Origin of the sequence: Streptococcus oralis (genome assembly GCF_003943395.1) — a bacterium.
GTDB lineage: Bacteria > Bacillota > Bacilli > Lactobacillales > Streptococcaceae > Streptococcus > Streptococcus oralis_BF.
Genome location: NZ_RJPJ01000003.1, coordinates 186268 through 200636, shown reverse-complemented (window position 1 = coordinate 200636; position 14369 = coordinate 186268). Strand labels below are relative to the sequence as shown.

The 14369-nt window shown below is 40.6% G+C and carries 18 protein-coding genes; 10 read left to right on the top strand and 8 right to left on the bottom strand.

Annotated features, from left to right (window positions below; genetic code table 11):
* Position 1 precedes the first annotated feature (1 nt).
* The 8 genes from D8802_RS03755 to D8802_RS03725 form a co-directional block, all read right to left on the bottom strand.
* Positions 2-334 carry a hypothetical protein gene (locus tag D8802_RS03755; protein WP_031227997.1) on the bottom strand — a complete coding sequence of 111 codons (333 nt, stop codon included), beginning with the start codon at positions 332-334 and terminating at the stop codon, positions 2-4.
* 18 nt (positions 335-352) lie between these two features.
* Positions 353-742 carry a hypothetical protein gene (locus tag D8802_RS03750; RefSeq protein ID WP_125394834.1) on the bottom strand — a complete coding sequence of 130 codons (390 nt, stop codon included), beginning with the start codon at positions 740-742 and terminating at the stop codon, positions 353-355.
* On the bottom strand, positions 742-1197 hold the full coding sequence (locus tag D8802_RS03745) for a hypothetical protein (RefSeq protein ID WP_260468400.1): 456 nt from the start codon (positions 1195-1197) through the stop codon (positions 742-744). The genes D8802_RS03750 and D8802_RS03745 overlap by 1 nt, the downstream gene beginning before the upstream one ends.
* Before the next feature lie 19 nt (positions 1198-1216).
* Complete coding sequence (locus D8802_RS10120) at positions 1217-1387, bottom strand: hypothetical protein (protein ID WP_185758190.1); 171 nt, start codon at positions 1385-1387, stop codon at positions 1217-1219.
* A gap of 18 nt (positions 1388-1405) precedes the next feature.
* Complete coding sequence (locus D8802_RS03740) at positions 1406-1798, bottom strand: hypothetical protein (protein ID WP_125394833.1); 393 nt, start codon at positions 1796-1798, stop codon at positions 1406-1408.
* A 250-nt stretch (positions 1799-2048) separates the two neighbouring features.
* Positions 2049-2693 (bottom strand): recombinase family protein, encoded by a 645-nt coding sequence (locus tag D8802_RS03735; protein ID WP_125394832.1) that lies wholly within the window; start codon positions 2691-2693, stop codon positions 2049-2051.
* 90 nt (positions 2694-2783) lie between these two features.
* Positions 2784-3158, bottom strand: coding sequence for a hypothetical protein (locus D8802_RS03730; protein WP_125394831.1), 375 nt, complete (start codon positions 3156-3158; stop codon positions 2784-2786).
* A 145-nt stretch (positions 3159-3303) separates the two neighbouring features.
* The gene (locus tag D8802_RS03725; RefSeq protein ID WP_125394830.1) at positions 3304-4545 is read right to left on the bottom strand and encodes a hypothetical protein; all 1242 of its coding nucleotides are present in this window, start codon (positions 4543-4545) and stop codon (positions 3304-3306) included.
* A 202-nt stretch (positions 4546-4747) separates the two neighbouring features.
* Between D8802_RS03725 and D8802_RS03720 the strand changes: the two genes are divergently transcribed.
* The 10 genes from D8802_RS03720 (at position 4748) to D8802_RS03680 (ending at position 14369) form a co-directional block, all read left to right on the top strand.
* Positions 4748-5008: a hypothetical protein gene (locus D8802_RS03720; protein ID WP_000937528.1), complete on the top strand. Its 261-nt coding sequence runs from the start codon at positions 4748-4750 to the stop codon at positions 5006-5008.
* Between the two features lie 10 nt (positions 5009-5018).
* The gene (locus D8802_RS03715) at positions 5019-5264 is read left to right on the top strand and encodes a hypothetical protein (protein WP_125394829.1); all 246 of its coding nucleotides are present in this window, start codon (positions 5019-5021) and stop codon (positions 5262-5264) included.
* Between the two features lie 155 nt (positions 5265-5419).
* Positions 5420-6025 (top strand): MT-A70 family methyltransferase, encoded by a 606-nt coding sequence (locus D8802_RS03710; RefSeq protein ID WP_125394828.1) that lies wholly within the window; start codon positions 5420-5422, stop codon positions 6023-6025.
* Between the two features lie 162 nt (positions 6026-6187).
* Positions 6188-8338 (top strand): type IV secretory system conjugative DNA transfer family protein, encoded by a 2151-nt coding sequence (locus D8802_RS03705; RefSeq protein ID WP_125394827.1) that lies wholly within the window; start codon positions 6188-6190, stop codon positions 8336-8338.
* Positions 8325-9095, top strand: coding sequence for a replication-relaxation family protein (locus D8802_RS03700; RefSeq protein ID WP_125394826.1), 771 nt, complete (start codon positions 8325-8327; stop codon positions 9093-9095). The genes D8802_RS03705 and D8802_RS03700 overlap by 14 nt, the downstream gene beginning before the upstream one ends.
* Positions 9088-9210: a hypothetical protein gene (locus D8802_RS10305; RefSeq protein WP_260468399.1), complete on the top strand. Its 123-nt coding sequence runs from the start codon at positions 9088-9090 to the stop codon at positions 9208-9210. Before D8802_RS03700 ends, D8802_RS10305 begins: the two co-directional genes overlap by 8 nt.
* A gap of 75 nt (positions 9211-9285) precedes the next feature.
* Positions 9286-10956, top strand: coding sequence for a recombinase family protein (locus D8802_RS03695; protein ID WP_125394825.1), 1671 nt, complete (start codon positions 9286-9288; stop codon positions 10954-10956).
* A 77-nt stretch (positions 10957-11033) separates the two neighbouring features.
* Positions 11034-12377, top strand: coding sequence for a lipid II isoglutaminyl synthase subunit MurT (gene murT, locus D8802_RS03690; RefSeq protein ID WP_125394824.1), 1344 nt, complete (start codon positions 11034-11036; stop codon positions 12375-12377).
* On the top strand, positions 12377-13159 hold the full coding sequence (gene gatD, locus D8802_RS03685; RefSeq protein ID WP_125394823.1) for a lipid II isoglutaminyl synthase subunit GatD: 783 nt from the start codon (positions 12377-12379) through the stop codon (positions 13157-13159). The genes murT and gatD overlap by 1 nt, the downstream gene beginning before the upstream one ends.
* A 127-nt stretch (positions 13160-13286) precedes the next feature.
* Complete coding sequence (locus D8802_RS03680) at positions 13287-14369, top strand: M24 family metallopeptidase (protein WP_125394822.1); 1083 nt, start codon at positions 13287-13289, stop codon at positions 14367-14369.

Here is a 14369-nt window from a genome sequence, read left to right as displayed (position 1 = left end):
TTTAATTATTTTCTCCTCGTTTTCTTTCTTCCACTAAAATATCTTTGAAATCGTCATCTTGCCAAAGTGTGAAAAAAGTAATTCCACCAACTATAGCAGAGACCATCACACCTGTAAGGCTACTTCCACGCTTTTTCGAAACCAGTTTGTTTATCTCTTTACCTGCGGATTTAAATAGCCCAGCCGAGAGATACGAATCAGGGTTAAATACAGAACCTGCTGTATAGCTTTGCCCGTAATAAAGTACCGAACCATTATCTCTAAATCCATAAAATAGAAACCCAATGATGGCTATTGTTATAATTGCTAATCGAATTTTAATGCTATTTTTCATATTACTTTACCTTTTACGTTAATTATAATCAATACCTTTTCTTGTTATTGCAACAACCTTTCCTTTACTAAGAAAAGCAATCACTGATTTACCGTCTTTTAATTTGTATACGTAGTAGTCTGTAATGATACCATTTATTCCCACAGTCCAATTTGATTTCTGAGACAGGATTGATTCACTACTAGATAAGTCCATTTTTAGTAATTTTTCATATAGCTGGGTAACATCGCTAAGAGAAGAGGACTTCTCGTGTGGTGCTCCAACTGCCTTAATCAAGTCTTTTTCGGTTAGCTCATTCTGAATACTTGGAAAATTCGATAAAACCAAATCCTTTCTCTTATTTGCACAAGAAACAAGTAACAGAATCATCACTAAACATGTAATCACCATTCCTAATTTTTTCATCATTATTCTACCTTTTTAAATTCAAACTTTAACGAATTTTCTCCAATCATAAAACCATTCTGGTTATCAGAATTATCATTTAATGGCTTATTTTCAAAATATAAAGTCTTTTGGTCATCGGACAGGGTTGCAATTCCGGAAATATTTTTTCCTTCAATTACAATTTTATCGCCTTTTTGATGCCATTTGGCGGAGAAAGTTTCGCCGTTGTCCATTGTTAAAGTTCCGTCCTTTTTTATCTCCATAGTAGCATTCCAGTGAATATATTTAGAGATAATTGAAGCAAGGTCGGCTTGTCCAGTTGCTTTACCTGCGATTTTTGCTCCATCTTCTCTAACAGTTCCTTGGTCGAAGATATCGGTTTTCCATTTACCTGTGAAGTTCTTAGGGGAACTACAACCTAAAAGCATAATACATGACAGTAAAATTATAAATGAGAAAAATAATCTTCTCTTCATCGATACTCTTTCTAATAAATTACCAATATCTATCAAAGGCGCTAAGAATATAGCTAAGGTCTTTGGATTGTTCTTTAATTTTCCCACCAACGACTAATTGATATTCAATTCCGCCAAGAAAACCACCTGAGCTTTCAATAACCTCAACCAATTCACCACGAACTACTTTTTGATTTAAACGAGCATTCATTTTAAACCTCTTTCTATTCTATCTAGAACTATATTGCATAATTCGTTCTACAATGGCATCACGGCGTTTAATGCTTTCAGACAGTTTTATCGCGCCATTAAGACCATACCACATTTTCGAAAATCCAGAATCACCTAAAGCAATGAGCTGAAGTCCACATTCATTCTCAAGTTGGTAAACATAAACCTGAACTGCATAAAATTGCGGAGAGAATAAGCCAGCTTTACCTTTAATGACGATTTCTATATCAGCTCTATCATCAAAATCAGCTAATGCACCCGAACTACTCTGAATAGCTTCTGGGGTTGTTTTCCACTCGGCGCAAATTTCTTGAAGAATCACGCCAATATCAGAAACCGAAAGTTTGGTTGTCACCTCAACTGAATCGGCTTTTAAGTCGTTAAGTCCCATAAAGAACCTCCATTTTTTATTTTTCACTCAAAAAATCCCTGCTACAATAGGGGTTGAGCTTGTTTTAGTTAACGGTCGTCAACTAAAACAATGAAAAAATAAAAATGCCAATTCAACAAGGTAACTAAAACCTTATTAAATCAGCATTTTAAATATTTTTATTGATAACTTTGATTGTTTTAACAAACGACCGTTTGCTAAAACTGTTGATAGGTTTAATTTACTATTTTTCTAAGAATTTGTCAATCAATTATAGGTGATTTTTTCTATTTATTTGAATACTATTGCGCCTTAGCACATTATATATGGTTGCGGTGGAAATGTTCAGCTGATTCGCAATATTTCGAACGGACATTTCTTTTTGCTGGTATTGTGCAATAATTTGCTTTTCTTTATCTTTCGCTATTCCTTTGTTGCCAAGTTTCACGCCTTTTTCTTTCGCTTTACGGAGTCCGTCTTTAGTGCGTTCAGAAATAGCTTGAAGCTCCCATTCTGCCACATAACCCAACATCAAACAAAAGAATTTTCCAGTTAAAGAATCTGTTTCAATATTTTCATGAATTGATTGAAGATGAATACCATGTTTGGTTAAATCTTCAATAATGGAAGAGAGGTGAAGCATCTTTCTGGTAAGTCTATCCAATTTATACACAACAAAATTTGTTTTAACACCTTGTTTAGCATAATTTTTAGCTAATTTTAACGCCTTATCAAGTTGGGGACGGTCTTGATTTCCACCAGAATCTTTTTCGATATAGAGCTTGTCGCAAAAGCTGAGTGCTTCTTTTTGAACAGATAACCCCAATTCTTGCCGATTATCTGTTGAGCTAACTCTGGCATAGCCAATGGTTATGGTTTCTATATTTTCTTGCTTATTAGTATTATGGGTTGTCAAAATTTCTCCTTTCTTTACTATTGTAGCAGGTAGTTATATTTTAGAGAAAAATTAACGAAATGAAAAAGACCCACGAGGGTAGGTCTTAGGTTAAACAGAACGCTTATTTCGTTTACGCTCTAAACGCCTTAGAATACTTTGTTTATGCAAAATATATTGTTCTTCAGTTAAATCTAAAACTTCCATTACAGCAGTATCTAAATCTGCTCCGTTTCTGGAACTTCTGAAATCAATACCTTGATTTTGACACTCCATTATATGAAGAAGAAAATCGTTAAAAACTTTCACTGCTTGACTATTCTTTTCTCTTAAAGCATCTTGCTTTTTCTCGTTAAAACCTGTTAATGCCTGAATTTTTTCAGCATCATCGGTATAGGTCAATAATCTACGAGCAAGATTTTCTTTTGAGTAGGGATTAGCTGCAGTATCATTCCAAATGATTTGTTTGTAGCGTTTTGAATACATGTGAGTTACCTCTAAAAATAGATTTCTACCGCTTGCTCGGTAGATTGTTTTATTTTCTACCGAATGCAAGGGATTAACTATTCTCAGAAGTTCTCTGGAAAGTTGCGAAAATATTAAATTTTATAGCCTTATTATACACTAATATTTATGTTTTGTCAATGTCTGGAATGTAATCCAGCCATTTGTCTCTTTTAGGACGAACATTTAAAGAGTAACCTGTTCGTTCTGAAATCCACTGATTGATATCAACACTGTCCGCATTGCTACCAGGTATGGTGTTAATACGATTATGTTTAGAGTCTCGGTATTTGGCTTGCGAAAACATATTGAACGAAGTTACCCAATCGTCCTTGTCTTCACCAATCACACTGACATTAACTTTAAAACTTTTGCACGGTGCAGTCAAACGATAAGAAGTTTGAAAGACGGGACATTTGCGGATTTGTTCCACTTCTAATTTTACTTCGTAGTAGCGGTGATGTGGTATATCGTGAACGGAATGAATCAATTTGTTAGGGTAGACGCTGTCGCAACTTGTATCAAGCCTCGAGTGAACTTCCAAGTCTTCTCCGTTAATCGTAACCTTTAAATGATGATTTTCTGCTTCCTCTTTTGTTTCGAAAGAGAAAGAATAGGTCAATTTTCCATCTTCCATCAATCTTGGATTAACAAACTTTGACTCAAAAACAGTTTCACTTTTGATAAGAAAATCTTTTGTAGCCTTGCGTGGAATGATGCGGATTTTGCGTCTGAAAGAGTCAAAACATCTGCCCCGACAAATAGAGTCAAACATCTCACTTGAGACCTCTGGCAAAGAAGCGATTTCCTGAAGTTCTGGTTGGTGTTTCTTATCTAAATTTGAGATATAAGTAGCGATAAAGACTAAGGAGGTCGCTAAAAATCGGTCATATTCCTTATTTTTATAGAGTTCTTCCAGCTGGTTGACATCAATTTCCCAGCGATTCTCAATATGAGGATTTTCGATGAATTCAATAATTTTGTAAGTTGGAGAAGTGAAAAGCTCTAATATTTTACGACAAGCGACTGATTTCGAGAAATAGGCGTCATCTTCAATACTTGAAAACTGCCCTTCCACAGTCGAAATTCGCTCTATATAATCATCTTTTTGTAAAAATTTTAGGAGGGATAGATGGATTTTTTCTGTTCCCTTACAGATTTTACTACAGTAAGGTTTATCCAATATTTTCTCACCATCTTCTCCATTATATTTTTCATCCAACTCATCATTTGAATCATAAGACAAGATACGCAATATCATTGTTACGACACTTTCTTGGTTTTTCTTAAATTCAAAATCAGAATTTATTCTCTCAAAAAGTGAATTATTGATAATTTGGCAAAAAGTTCCTAATCGAATAAACTCCATAGCTTTTTCCTCCTCCAACTTGTAACCACAACTTTAGGCTCTTTTCTCACAACGACAGGACAATTAGTCGGTGATATACTTAAACCATCAGTTAGCTAACAACATTATACCACACCAGAGCTCAGGTGTGTTAGGAAAGGAGGACTTGCCTATCGGCGAATAAGACCAACATGCATTCCATTAAAAATAAAGGAGAAAAACTATGCTTCCACAAAATACTCAAAATCAAACAGATACAATCTCTCAACTGGCGAATCCATTTCAGCTTGAAGTCGCAAAAACTCTATCCAAAGATATGGCTATTCTTCAGAAGAATCAGCTTCTGACGGCAGACATTCTTAACAAAGTAGGCGACCTTTCGAAGCTCGAGGCAGATATTCTGGCAAAAACTCCCCATGCTAAGGAACGCACAGATTTCATCATCAAGACTTTTGCTTTGGTCGCCTCTCAGCAGATAAGATAGGAGGTTCCCTATGAATGAATTTATCTTCCCCTTAATCGTTGCGTTTGCTCTTGGCTTTGTAGCTGGCGTTATTGCCTTGTTGGTATATCTTGATTCTCAATCTAAAAAACAACCTGTCAAAGAGAAAAACAAAAATCTTCCTCCTGTTTACACTGAAGAAGAAATTGAACTAGCTCAATTTCTCGAGAGTAGGCAAGCCATCAATGAGGCATTCCTCTCAGCTCAGGCGGAACTACTCAAAGAACTTAGAAAGTGAAGTAATTTTTACATCACCGAACAAAACAGCAATATGATAGCACCTTAACAGATACAGCACCATTCTCATCGCTCCTAATCCATAAACTGCTTATGCTCCCTTTTGCTAGCGGTTTCTGGTATGCTCGGAGCGTCACAAACAGAAAGGATTTTAAAATGACACAACCAACTCAACCAAAGAAATTCAAAACCATCCTCGCTGATGTTCCCTATATGAAGAACCAAACAGGTAGCTACGGAGCCTGCAAGCACTACAACCTGATGAGCCACGAGGAAATCCGCAATATGCCCATAAAGGACATTGCTGCAGATAACGCCCATCTCTGGTTTTGGACTTCCAACTCTTATATGGAAGAATCTTACGATATTATTCGGGCATGGGGCTTTGAACCAAAAAGCATTTTTACTTGGGTTAAACCAACTCTGGGCTTGGGAACTTATCTGCGAAATTCCACCGAGCATGTCATTTTCGCAACTCGCGGAAAAGCTCCTATCAAGTTTAAAGGTCAAATGAATTGGGGTTTCTTCCCTAAACAAGACCATAGCCATAAGCCCGAGGAACTCTTTGCTATCATCGAACGCTGTTCTGAGCCAGATTATTTGGAGCTCTTTGCACGGAGACCTGTGTCTTCTAATAAAAAATGGGCAATCTGGGGAGAAGAAGCTGAAAGTGATATTATCATTCCAAATTACCCTGTGCCGAAGTATACAAAAAATCCCATTGACTACAGAAAGGCAGATGATGAAGTGTGCGAAAAATAGTTGGCTACACCTTGCTTTTCGTTCTGCTGGCTTATTTGGTCAATCGGGCGGTTCACTGGCTAATCGAAATCGCCCTGCCTTTGAGTCTGCTAGTTCTGTTCATTTGTGGCGGAATGCTTGCCTTTCGCTACTGGAAAAACAAAAGAGATTGGAGGTGAACCGATGAAACGCCCAACAAATTTTGAAATTTATGAAATGGATTACACTCGCCCTGTGGAATTTCAAGACATACTAGATTTGATGGTGCGACTCTCAGGCTACACCAGACGCCAGCCCTTCGTTTTGGAGATTCGTTTAATGAAAAACGAGGTGCGATATTTGCTTCTCAGTAGCCCAATGGACACACCCTATTTACACAAAATGTTGCAGGTTTCCAATGACATTCAGTTTTCGAAACTTCGCCCTAAAGAGCGAAAAACATTTGAAAAAGCGTGGCGTGTAGCTATCAAACGTAACCATTTTAGCCTCAAAACAGATGGTGTTGAAAATTTCACTCGTTCCTTTTTAGCACTGTGCCATCACCTCAAACCATTGGAGGAAATCTGCGTGCAGGTTGTGGTGGGCAAGTCGCGTCCGCCACAACCGCTAGCTCGGGATTTGTCGCACCTTAACGCCACTTGGTGGCAGTGGATTTCAGGGAATATCCCAAAGCTTTCCAAAGATGCCGACAAGCTGATTCGGGAAAAACTCCGCCACGCCCAGTTTCAAGCAGATGTACGGATTGGTGTGCGAAGTGATAGTCATTTTCGCAAGAATGAGCTATATCATACTGTTTTAGGAGCCTTTCGAATGTTAGAATCCAGCGGTGTCGAACTTTTTCTCAACCCGATTTCAAGCGAGAAAGTGAATAAGGTTCAAATTCCGTGGTCTTTTCCGCTCACCCTTTCTTCGCAGGAGCTTGCCAGTTTTTGGCTTACCCCTATTGGCGAAGGCGAGCTGGCTGGGATTGCCAATATTCACCCCAAAATTCTCCGTCTGCCTTTGGGCTATAAAGTTCCAGATGTGCCTGTTCGAAAATTTGGTGAAAGTATCAAAAACGAACCACTCCAGATTTTACCTCGAGACGCCACCCAGCATCTCTTGGTGTTAGGTGGAACGGGCGTTGGAAAATCTACCTTGCTTGCCCAGTTCATTTTAACAGATATTCAAGCAGGCAGAAGCACGCTGTTAATTGACCCTAAAGGCGACTTGGTACGAGAAGTGTTGGCTCATTTCCCAAAAGAACGGCGAGCAGATTTGGTTATCATTGACCCCAGCTCCAGCAACAAAATTATCGGTCTCAACCCTTTTGACCTGACTCGCTACACCTCGCCTGAGCTGGTGGCAGATATGTTGCTTAATCTTTTTCAAGAACTTTTCAGCGACAACTGGGGTATTCGCACGGTTGATGTGCTCAGCCACGCCTTAACCGTCCTATCACAAGTTGAAAATTCCAATCTTACCCAACTGCCTCAATTTTTAACCAACCTTGCCTTTCGCCATCAGATACTTTCGCAGATTTCCGACCCCTTTCTCTTGGATTTTTGGCAGGGCTACAACCAGCTAAGCGAAGCAAACCGTGAGGTATTAATCTCGCCCGTTCTGAACAAAGTTCGTCAGCTATTATTGCGAAAAGAACTGCGAGCTATGCTTGCCTCCACTTCAAAAAAGTTTAATTTGATTGAGCTGTTCACGAGTAAAAAGGTGGTGCTGGTGAACCTTAACCGAGGGCAGATTGGGGTGACAAACGCTAAATTTATAGGGTCGCTTATTACCAACTACATCTACCAGCTAACCCTACACCAAGCCCGTCTCGCCCCTGAAAATCGCCCTTTCCTGCCCATTTACATTGATGAGCTAGGGCAATTCCTTAAGCTCCCTGTAGATTTGGAGGATGCTCTCGCGGTGTCTCGTTCGATGAAAGTGGGCTACATTCTCGCCAGCCAGCACCTGACGCAACTACCATCTACTCTGCGTACCAGCGTTTTGAGTAATTGTCGCAGTAAAATCATTTTCACGCTGGAACACCACGAAGCCAAGGAACTCGCCAGCCAAGCTCCAGAACTCACTTTCGAAGATTTTATGACCCTTGCACCTTTTCACTTTTATGCCCAAATGCCGATTTTTTACAATCACTTCAAGTGGGTCTCAGGGCGAAGTCTGCCTCTTTCGAAAAATGCTCAGCCAATTGATGAACTTTATGCCGAAAGTTTGGAACGCTACGGCGACGATTTAGTCAATTTCGAAAATATCCCACTTCAAAACAAGAAAGATGAAACGCCGCCCAAAAACTTAGGACGGAAGAAGCGAGGAGGACAAAATGGAGAAAATTGAACTAACGGAAAAAGAACGAGAGATTTTAACCCTACTCGCCCAGTGCCGTTATGCGACCACCAAGCAGATTGTTGCCCTCTATTTTCAGGATAGCCAGCATTCGCGAACTGCTTTCCGAAGAGCTAACTTGCTTTTAAACCATATCAAAAATCGCCAACTCATCAATCACCTCGAACGGCGAATCGGTGGTGTACGAGCAGGTTCAGGCAGTTTCGTTTGGCACATCACGGCAAAAGGTTTGAAATCTCTAAAGCGACCGCACCGCTTCAAAAACAAGTATGAACCCACCGCCCACCACTTGGAACACACGCTGGCGGTGACACAAGCGTATGTTTTTCTGAAATTGTTGGAAGAAGCTGGCAAAATCCAGCTGGAACGGTTCGATTTTGAGCCCACCTGCCACCGCACCTACGCCACCTTTTCGGGCAAGAAGATTTTTCTGAAACCTGATGCTTTTGCCCAGCTGGTTTTGGGCGAATATGAGGACAGTTATTTTTATGAAATTGATATGGCGACCGAAACCCTCAATCGAGTGGTGAACCAGTGTAAAAAATACATCGCCTACTACCAGACAGGCATCGAACAGCGAGAGCAAGACGGTGTGTTTCCACTGGTTATATGGATTGTACCACACGACAAACGAAAAGAAGCGATTTCGAAGAAAATAGAAAGCGAGCTAAACAACTTTCACCCAATGTTTCAGGTGGTAACGCTGGAGGAATTTAGTTCATGGATTGGAGGACGAACAGATGAATAATGAAAAAGAACGAATTGTCAAAATCGGGCGAGCAACTTTTAATATTAGCCGAAAATTTGGTGGTTCGAAAAATTTGAAAGAATTACTTGAAAAGCTGATTTTGCAGGAAAAGTAAGCCCCAAAGACTGGACTTATTCGCCCTTTCGAGGTATCCTGTCCATGGGTTAGAGTGTAATTGAAAGGAGACACGATGACAAACAGCACATTAACAAGGCAGATTCCAGATTGGACGGAGGTTGAGTTTGAAGGTTTGAGCAAGATTAGCGTTTTGTATTGTAGGCTTTCCGCAGAAGACGCAAACGAAGGTGAATCTAACTCAATTTCCAACCAACGCTTGATTTTAAGCAAACTGGCGGAGCAAGAGAATTTGAGCAACCCAATTGTATTTTACGATGATGGCTACTCAGGTTCAAATGCCCAGCGTCCAGCTTTCCAACAAGCTCTGGCATTGGTTGAAAACAACCAAGTTTCGAATTTTGTGGTAAAGGATTTGAGCCGTGTTTCACGAGACTACCTGCTTTCAGGAAATCTTTTGGAGGTGGTTTTTCCTTCGAAAAACATTCGCTTCATTTCCCTACAAGAAAATATAGATAGTAACAAGAAATCCAGCCAAGATGCCTATCTCACACCGTTGGTTTCGCTCTTTAATAACTGGTATAGTATGCAGTGTAGCGAGAAAATTAAGCTTTCGAAACATACCAAAGCCAAAAATGGCGAAAAAATCGGCTGGATTACCCCTTATGGATACCTCAATAATCCAGAAAATCGTAAGGAGTGGTTGGTAGATGAATATGCTTCAGAAATCGTTAAACGGATATTCTCGGAGTATATTTCAGGCAGAACACCAACCGAGATAGCTCAAGGTTTAAGGTATGACAAAATCCTCACTCCTGCTCGCTACAAAAAGAAACTGGGTGTTTCGAACTATCGGATTTTAGAGAGCGACCCTTGTTATTGGAAAACTCAGATGATTTGGCAAATATTGGAAAAAGAGGAGTATATCGGCTCAACCATTAACTTGAAAACCGCAAAAATTTCCTACAAACAGCGAAATTGTCGTCTGCGACCTCGTGAAGAATGGCTAATTTTCCCTGATAGCCACGAAGCGATTATTTCGAAGGAAGATTTCGAAATTGCAAGAAAAATGATGAACCACAAGCGAGTCGTTCAAAGGCATAACTGGAAAGATAAACCAGGACACGAAAACTTGTTTGCAGGTTTGCTTTATTGCGAAAACGAACATAAATTAAGTTTTTGCCCACAAGAAAAAGATGGTGTGAACCTCGACCATTATAAATGTTACCATTTTAAGCGAGCTGGCGATACTTGTTCGGGCGGTCACTATCTTCGTAAAGAAGTATTGGAAGACCTAATTTTAAACGAGCTTCAAGAACTGATAAACTCGTTTCAGATTAACGAAGCAGATTTATCACAACGCTTGAAGGACAAGTTTGAAATCAAAGAAACCAAGAAGTTCAGCGAACTACAAAAACAGCTGACTAAAAACGAACAGCGAATGCTAGAGTTGGATACTATCATCCAGCGACTCTACGAAAAGCAACTGTTGGGTGAGATTGCGGACGATCGCTTCAAAAAATTGTGCGACAGCTATGAGTCGGAACAAGCCGAGTTGAATGAAAAAGTCCAAACCGCCACCGAAACTCTTGGGGTGAAAATGAAATCTGCCCACAACATTGAAAAATTTATGACAACCATTCGAAAATATACTCAGCTTGAGAAGTTGACACCGAAAATTATCAACGAATTGATTGATAAAATTATTATTCACCAACCGATTGGTAGAGGTAAGAATAGACAAATTAAACTGGAAATACACTACCGATTTATTGGTGATATTTAAGTATTTAAATGAGCGAGTTATATATCGCTCTGTATATAAGAATGGGACTGCTGAGCGAAGTATGGTATAATAGAAACATGAAATTAAAAACTACTTTGGGCCTCCTAGCTGGACGTTCTTCTCACTTCATCTTGAGCCGTCTTGGCCGTGGAAGTACGCTCCCAGGAAAACTCGCCCTTCAATTTGATAAAGATATTTTACAAAATTTAGCTAAGAACTACGAGATTGTCGTGGTCACTGGAACCAACGGAAAAACCCTGACAACTGCCCTCACTGTCGGCATCTTAAAAGAGGTTTATGGTCAGGTTCTGACCAATCCAAGCGGTGCCAATATGATTACAGGAATTACGACAACCTTCTTGACCGCCAAATCTTCTAAAACTGGGAAAAATATTGCCGTTCTCGAAATTGACGAGGCCAGCCTATCTCGTATCTGTGACTACATCCATCCTAGCCTTTTTGTCATCACTAACATTTTCCGTGACCAGATGGACCGCTACGGTGAAATTTACACAACTTATAACATGATTTTGGATGCCATTCGTAAGGTGCCTACGGCTACTGTTCTCCTCAATGGTGACAGTCCACTTTTCTACAAGCCAGCTATTCCAAATCCTGTACAGTATTTTGGTTTTGACTTGGAAAAAGGGCCAGCCCAACTAGCTCACTACAATACCGAAGGTATTCTCTGCCCTGACTGTCAAGGCATCCTCAAATATGAGCACAATACTTATGCCAACTTGGGTGCCTATATCTGTGAAAATTGTGGTTGCAAACGTCCTGATCTAGACTATCGTTTGACAGGACTGGTTGAGTTGACCAACAATCGTTCTCGCTTTGTCATTGACGGACAAGAATACGGCATCCAAATCGGTGGGCTCTACAATATCTACAATGCCCTTGCTGCGGTTGCCATTGCTCGTTTCCTCGGTGCAGATTCGCAACGGATCAAGCAAGGATTTGATAAGAGCCGTGCTGTCTTTGGACGCCAGGAGACCTTCCATATCGGTGACAAGGAATGCACCCTTGTCTTGATTAAAAATCCTGTCGGTGCGACCCAAGCTATCGAGATGATTAAACTAGCCCCTTATCCATTTAGCCTTTCTGTCCTTCTCAACGCCAACTATGCTGATGGGATTGATACTAGCTGGATCTGGGATGCTGACTTTGAACAAATCACTGACATGGATATTCCTGAAATCAATGCTGGCGGTGTTCGTCATTCTGAAATCGCACGTCGTCTTCGGGTGACTGGCTATCCAGCTGATAAAATCACTGAGACAAGCAATCTGGAGCAAGTTCTCAAAACCATTGAGAAGCAAGACTGCAAGCATGCCTATATCCTAGCTACCTATACTGCTATGCTGGAATTTCGCGAACTGCTGGCTAGTCGTCAGATTGTTAGAAAGGAGATGAACTAATGGTTTATACTTCACTTTCCTCAAAAGCTGGCAACTACCCTTATCAGCTCAACATTGCCCATCTATATGGAAACCTCATGAATACCTACGGGGACAATGGAAACATCCTCATGCTCAAGTATGTGGCTGAAAAACTGGGGTCTCATGTAACAGTTGATATCGTTTCTCTCCATGATGACTTTGACGAAAATCACTACGATATCGCCTTTTTCGGTGGTGGTCAAGACTTTGAACAAAGTATCATCGCAGGAGACCTACCTGCTAAAAAAGAGAGCATTGACAACTACATCCAAAACGACGGTGTGGTTCTAGCTATCTGTGGTGGTTTTCAGCTACTGGGGCAATATTATGTTGAAGCTTCAGGTAAACGCATCGAAGGCCTCGGTGTCATGGGTCACTACACCCTCAACCAGACCAATAACCGCTTTATCGGGGACATCAAGATTCACAATGAAGATTTTGATGAAAACTACTATGGCTTTGAAAATCACCAAGGCCGTACCTTCCTCTCAGATGACCAAAAACCGCTGGGACAGGTTGTCTACGGAAATGGAAACAACGAAGAAAAAATCGGCGAAGGGGTTCATTATAAGAATGTCTTTGGTTCCTACTTCCACGGACCTATCCTCTCTCGTAATGCCAATCTGGCTTATCGCCTAGTCACTACTGCCCTCAAGAAAAAATACGGTCAGGACATCCAACTCCCTGCCTATGAGGACATCCTCAGCCAAGAAATCGCTGAAGAATACAGCGACGTGAAAAGCAAGGCTGACTTTTCTTAAACTAAGGAAAATTAGATAAAAGAACTCCCCTATCTTGTCGGAGTTCTTTTTGCCTGTTCTTTTACCCTTCTCCCTTGCATTTTCTCTCATTTTTTGCCAAAATAGAGGGGTAGAAAGAAGGTAGCATATGTCTAAATTACAACAAATCCTAACATATCTTGAATCAGAAAAACTAGACGTCGCTGTCGTATCTGACCCCGTCACTATCAATTACCTCACTGGCTTTTACAGTGATCCTCATGAACGCCAAATGTTCCTTTTTGTCCTAGCGGATCAGGAACCGCTTCTCTTTGTCCCAGCCCTTGAGGTTGAACGTGCAAGTAGCACCGTTTCCTTCCCAGTTGTGGGCTATGTAGACTCTGAAAATCCATGGCAAAAAATCAAAAACGCTTTGCCTCAACTTGATTTCAAACGTGTCGCTGTTGAGTTTGACAATCTCATCTTGACCAAATACCATGGTCTGAAAACTGTCTTTGAAACTGCTGAGTTTGAAAACCTCACTCCTCGCATCCAACGCATGCGCCTCATCAAATCAGCTGATGAAGTCCAAAAAATGATGGTTGCAGGTCTCTATGCTGATAAAGCTGTAAAAGTTGGTTTTGACAACATTTCTCTTGACAAGACTGAGACAGACATCATTGCACAAATCGACTTTGCCATGAAGCGTGAAGGCTATGAAATGAGTTTTGATACTATGGTCTTGACTGGTGATAACGCTGCAAATCCGCACGGAATTCCTGGTGCAAACAAAGTTGAAAAGGACGCCCTTCTCCTCTTTGACCTCGGTGTGATGGTCAATGGCTACGCATCAGATATGACTCGTACAGTCGCTGTCGGTAAACCTGACCAATTCAAAAAAGATATTTACAACTTGACCCTTGAAGCCCAACAAGCTGCTCTTGACTTTATCAAACCAGGTGTGACTGCTCATGAGGTGGACTGCGCTGCCCGTGAGGTCATCGAAAAAGCTGGTTACGGTGAGTACTTCAACCACCGTCTCGGTCACGGTATCGGTATGGATGTCCACGAATTCCCATCTATCATGGAAGGAAATGACATGGTCATCGAAGAAGGTATGTGCTTCTCTGTTGAACCTGGTATCTATATCCCTGGTAAAGTCGGGGTTCGTATCGAAGACTGTGGTGTCGTAACCAAGGATGGTTTCGACCTCTTTACAAGCACCAGCAAAGATTTACTTTATTTTGATTAA

Excerpts from the sequence above, each read along its gene's own strand:
- D8802_RS03755 (WP_031227997.1), bottom strand. The coding sequence starts at position 334 with ATGAAAAATAGCATTAAAATTCGATTAGCAATTATAACAATAGCCATC.
- D8802_RS03750 (WP_125394834.1), bottom strand. The coding sequence starts at position 742 with ATGATGAAAAAATTAGGAATGGTGATTACATGTTTAGTGATGATTCTG.
- D8802_RS03745 (WP_260468400.1), bottom strand. The coding sequence starts at position 1,197 with ATGAAGAGAAGATTATTTTTCTCATTTATAATTTTACTGTCATGTATT.
- D8802_RS10120 (WP_185758190.1), bottom strand. The coding sequence starts at position 1,387 with ATGAATGCTCGTTTAAATCAAAAAGTAGTTCGTGGTGAATTGGTTGAG.
- D8802_RS03740 (WP_125394833.1), bottom strand. The coding sequence starts at position 1,798 with ATGGGACTTAACGACTTAAAAGCCGATTCAGTTGAGGTGACAACCAAA.
- D8802_RS03730 (WP_125394831.1), bottom strand. The coding sequence starts at position 3,158 with ATGTATTCAAAACGCTACAAACAAATCATTTGGAATGATACTGCAGCT.
- D8802_RS03725 (WP_125394830.1), bottom strand. The coding sequence starts at position 4,545 with ATGGAGTTTATTCGATTAGGAACTTTTTGCCAAATTATCAATAATTCA.
- D8802_RS03720 (WP_000937528.1), top strand. The coding sequence starts at position 4,748 with ATGCTTCCACAAAATACTCAAAATCAAACAGATACAATCTCTCAACTG.
- D8802_RS03715 (WP_125394829.1), top strand. The coding sequence starts at position 5,019 with ATGAATGAATTTATCTTCCCCTTAATCGTTGCGTTTGCTCTTGGCTTT.
- D8802_RS03710 (WP_125394828.1), top strand. The coding sequence starts at position 5,420 with ATGACACAACCAACTCAACCAAAGAAATTCAAAACCATCCTCGCTGAT.
- D8802_RS03705 (WP_125394827.1), top strand. The coding sequence starts at position 6,188 with ATGAAACGCCCAACAAATTTTGAAATTTATGAAATGGATTACACTCGC.
- D8802_RS03700 (WP_125394826.1), top strand. The coding sequence starts at position 8,325 with ATGGAGAAAATTGAACTAACGGAAAAAGAACGAGAGATTTTAACCCTA.
- D8802_RS10305 (WP_260468399.1), top strand. The coding sequence starts at position 9,088 with ATGAATAATGAAAAAGAACGAATTGTCAAAATCGGGCGAGCAACTTTT.
- D8802_RS03695 (WP_125394825.1), top strand. The coding sequence starts at position 9,286 with ATGACAAACAGCACATTAACAAGGCAGATTCCAGATTGGACGGAGGTT.
- murT (WP_125394824.1), top strand. The coding sequence starts at position 11,034 with ATGAAATTAAAAACTACTTTGGGCCTCCTAGCTGGACGTTCTTCTCAC.
- gatD (WP_125394823.1), top strand. The coding sequence starts at position 12,377 with ATGGTTTATACTTCACTTTCCTCAAAAGCTGGCAACTACCCTTATCAG.
- D8802_RS03680 (WP_125394822.1), top strand. The coding sequence starts at position 13,287 with ATGTCTAAATTACAACAAATCCTAACATATCTTGAATCAGAAAAACTA.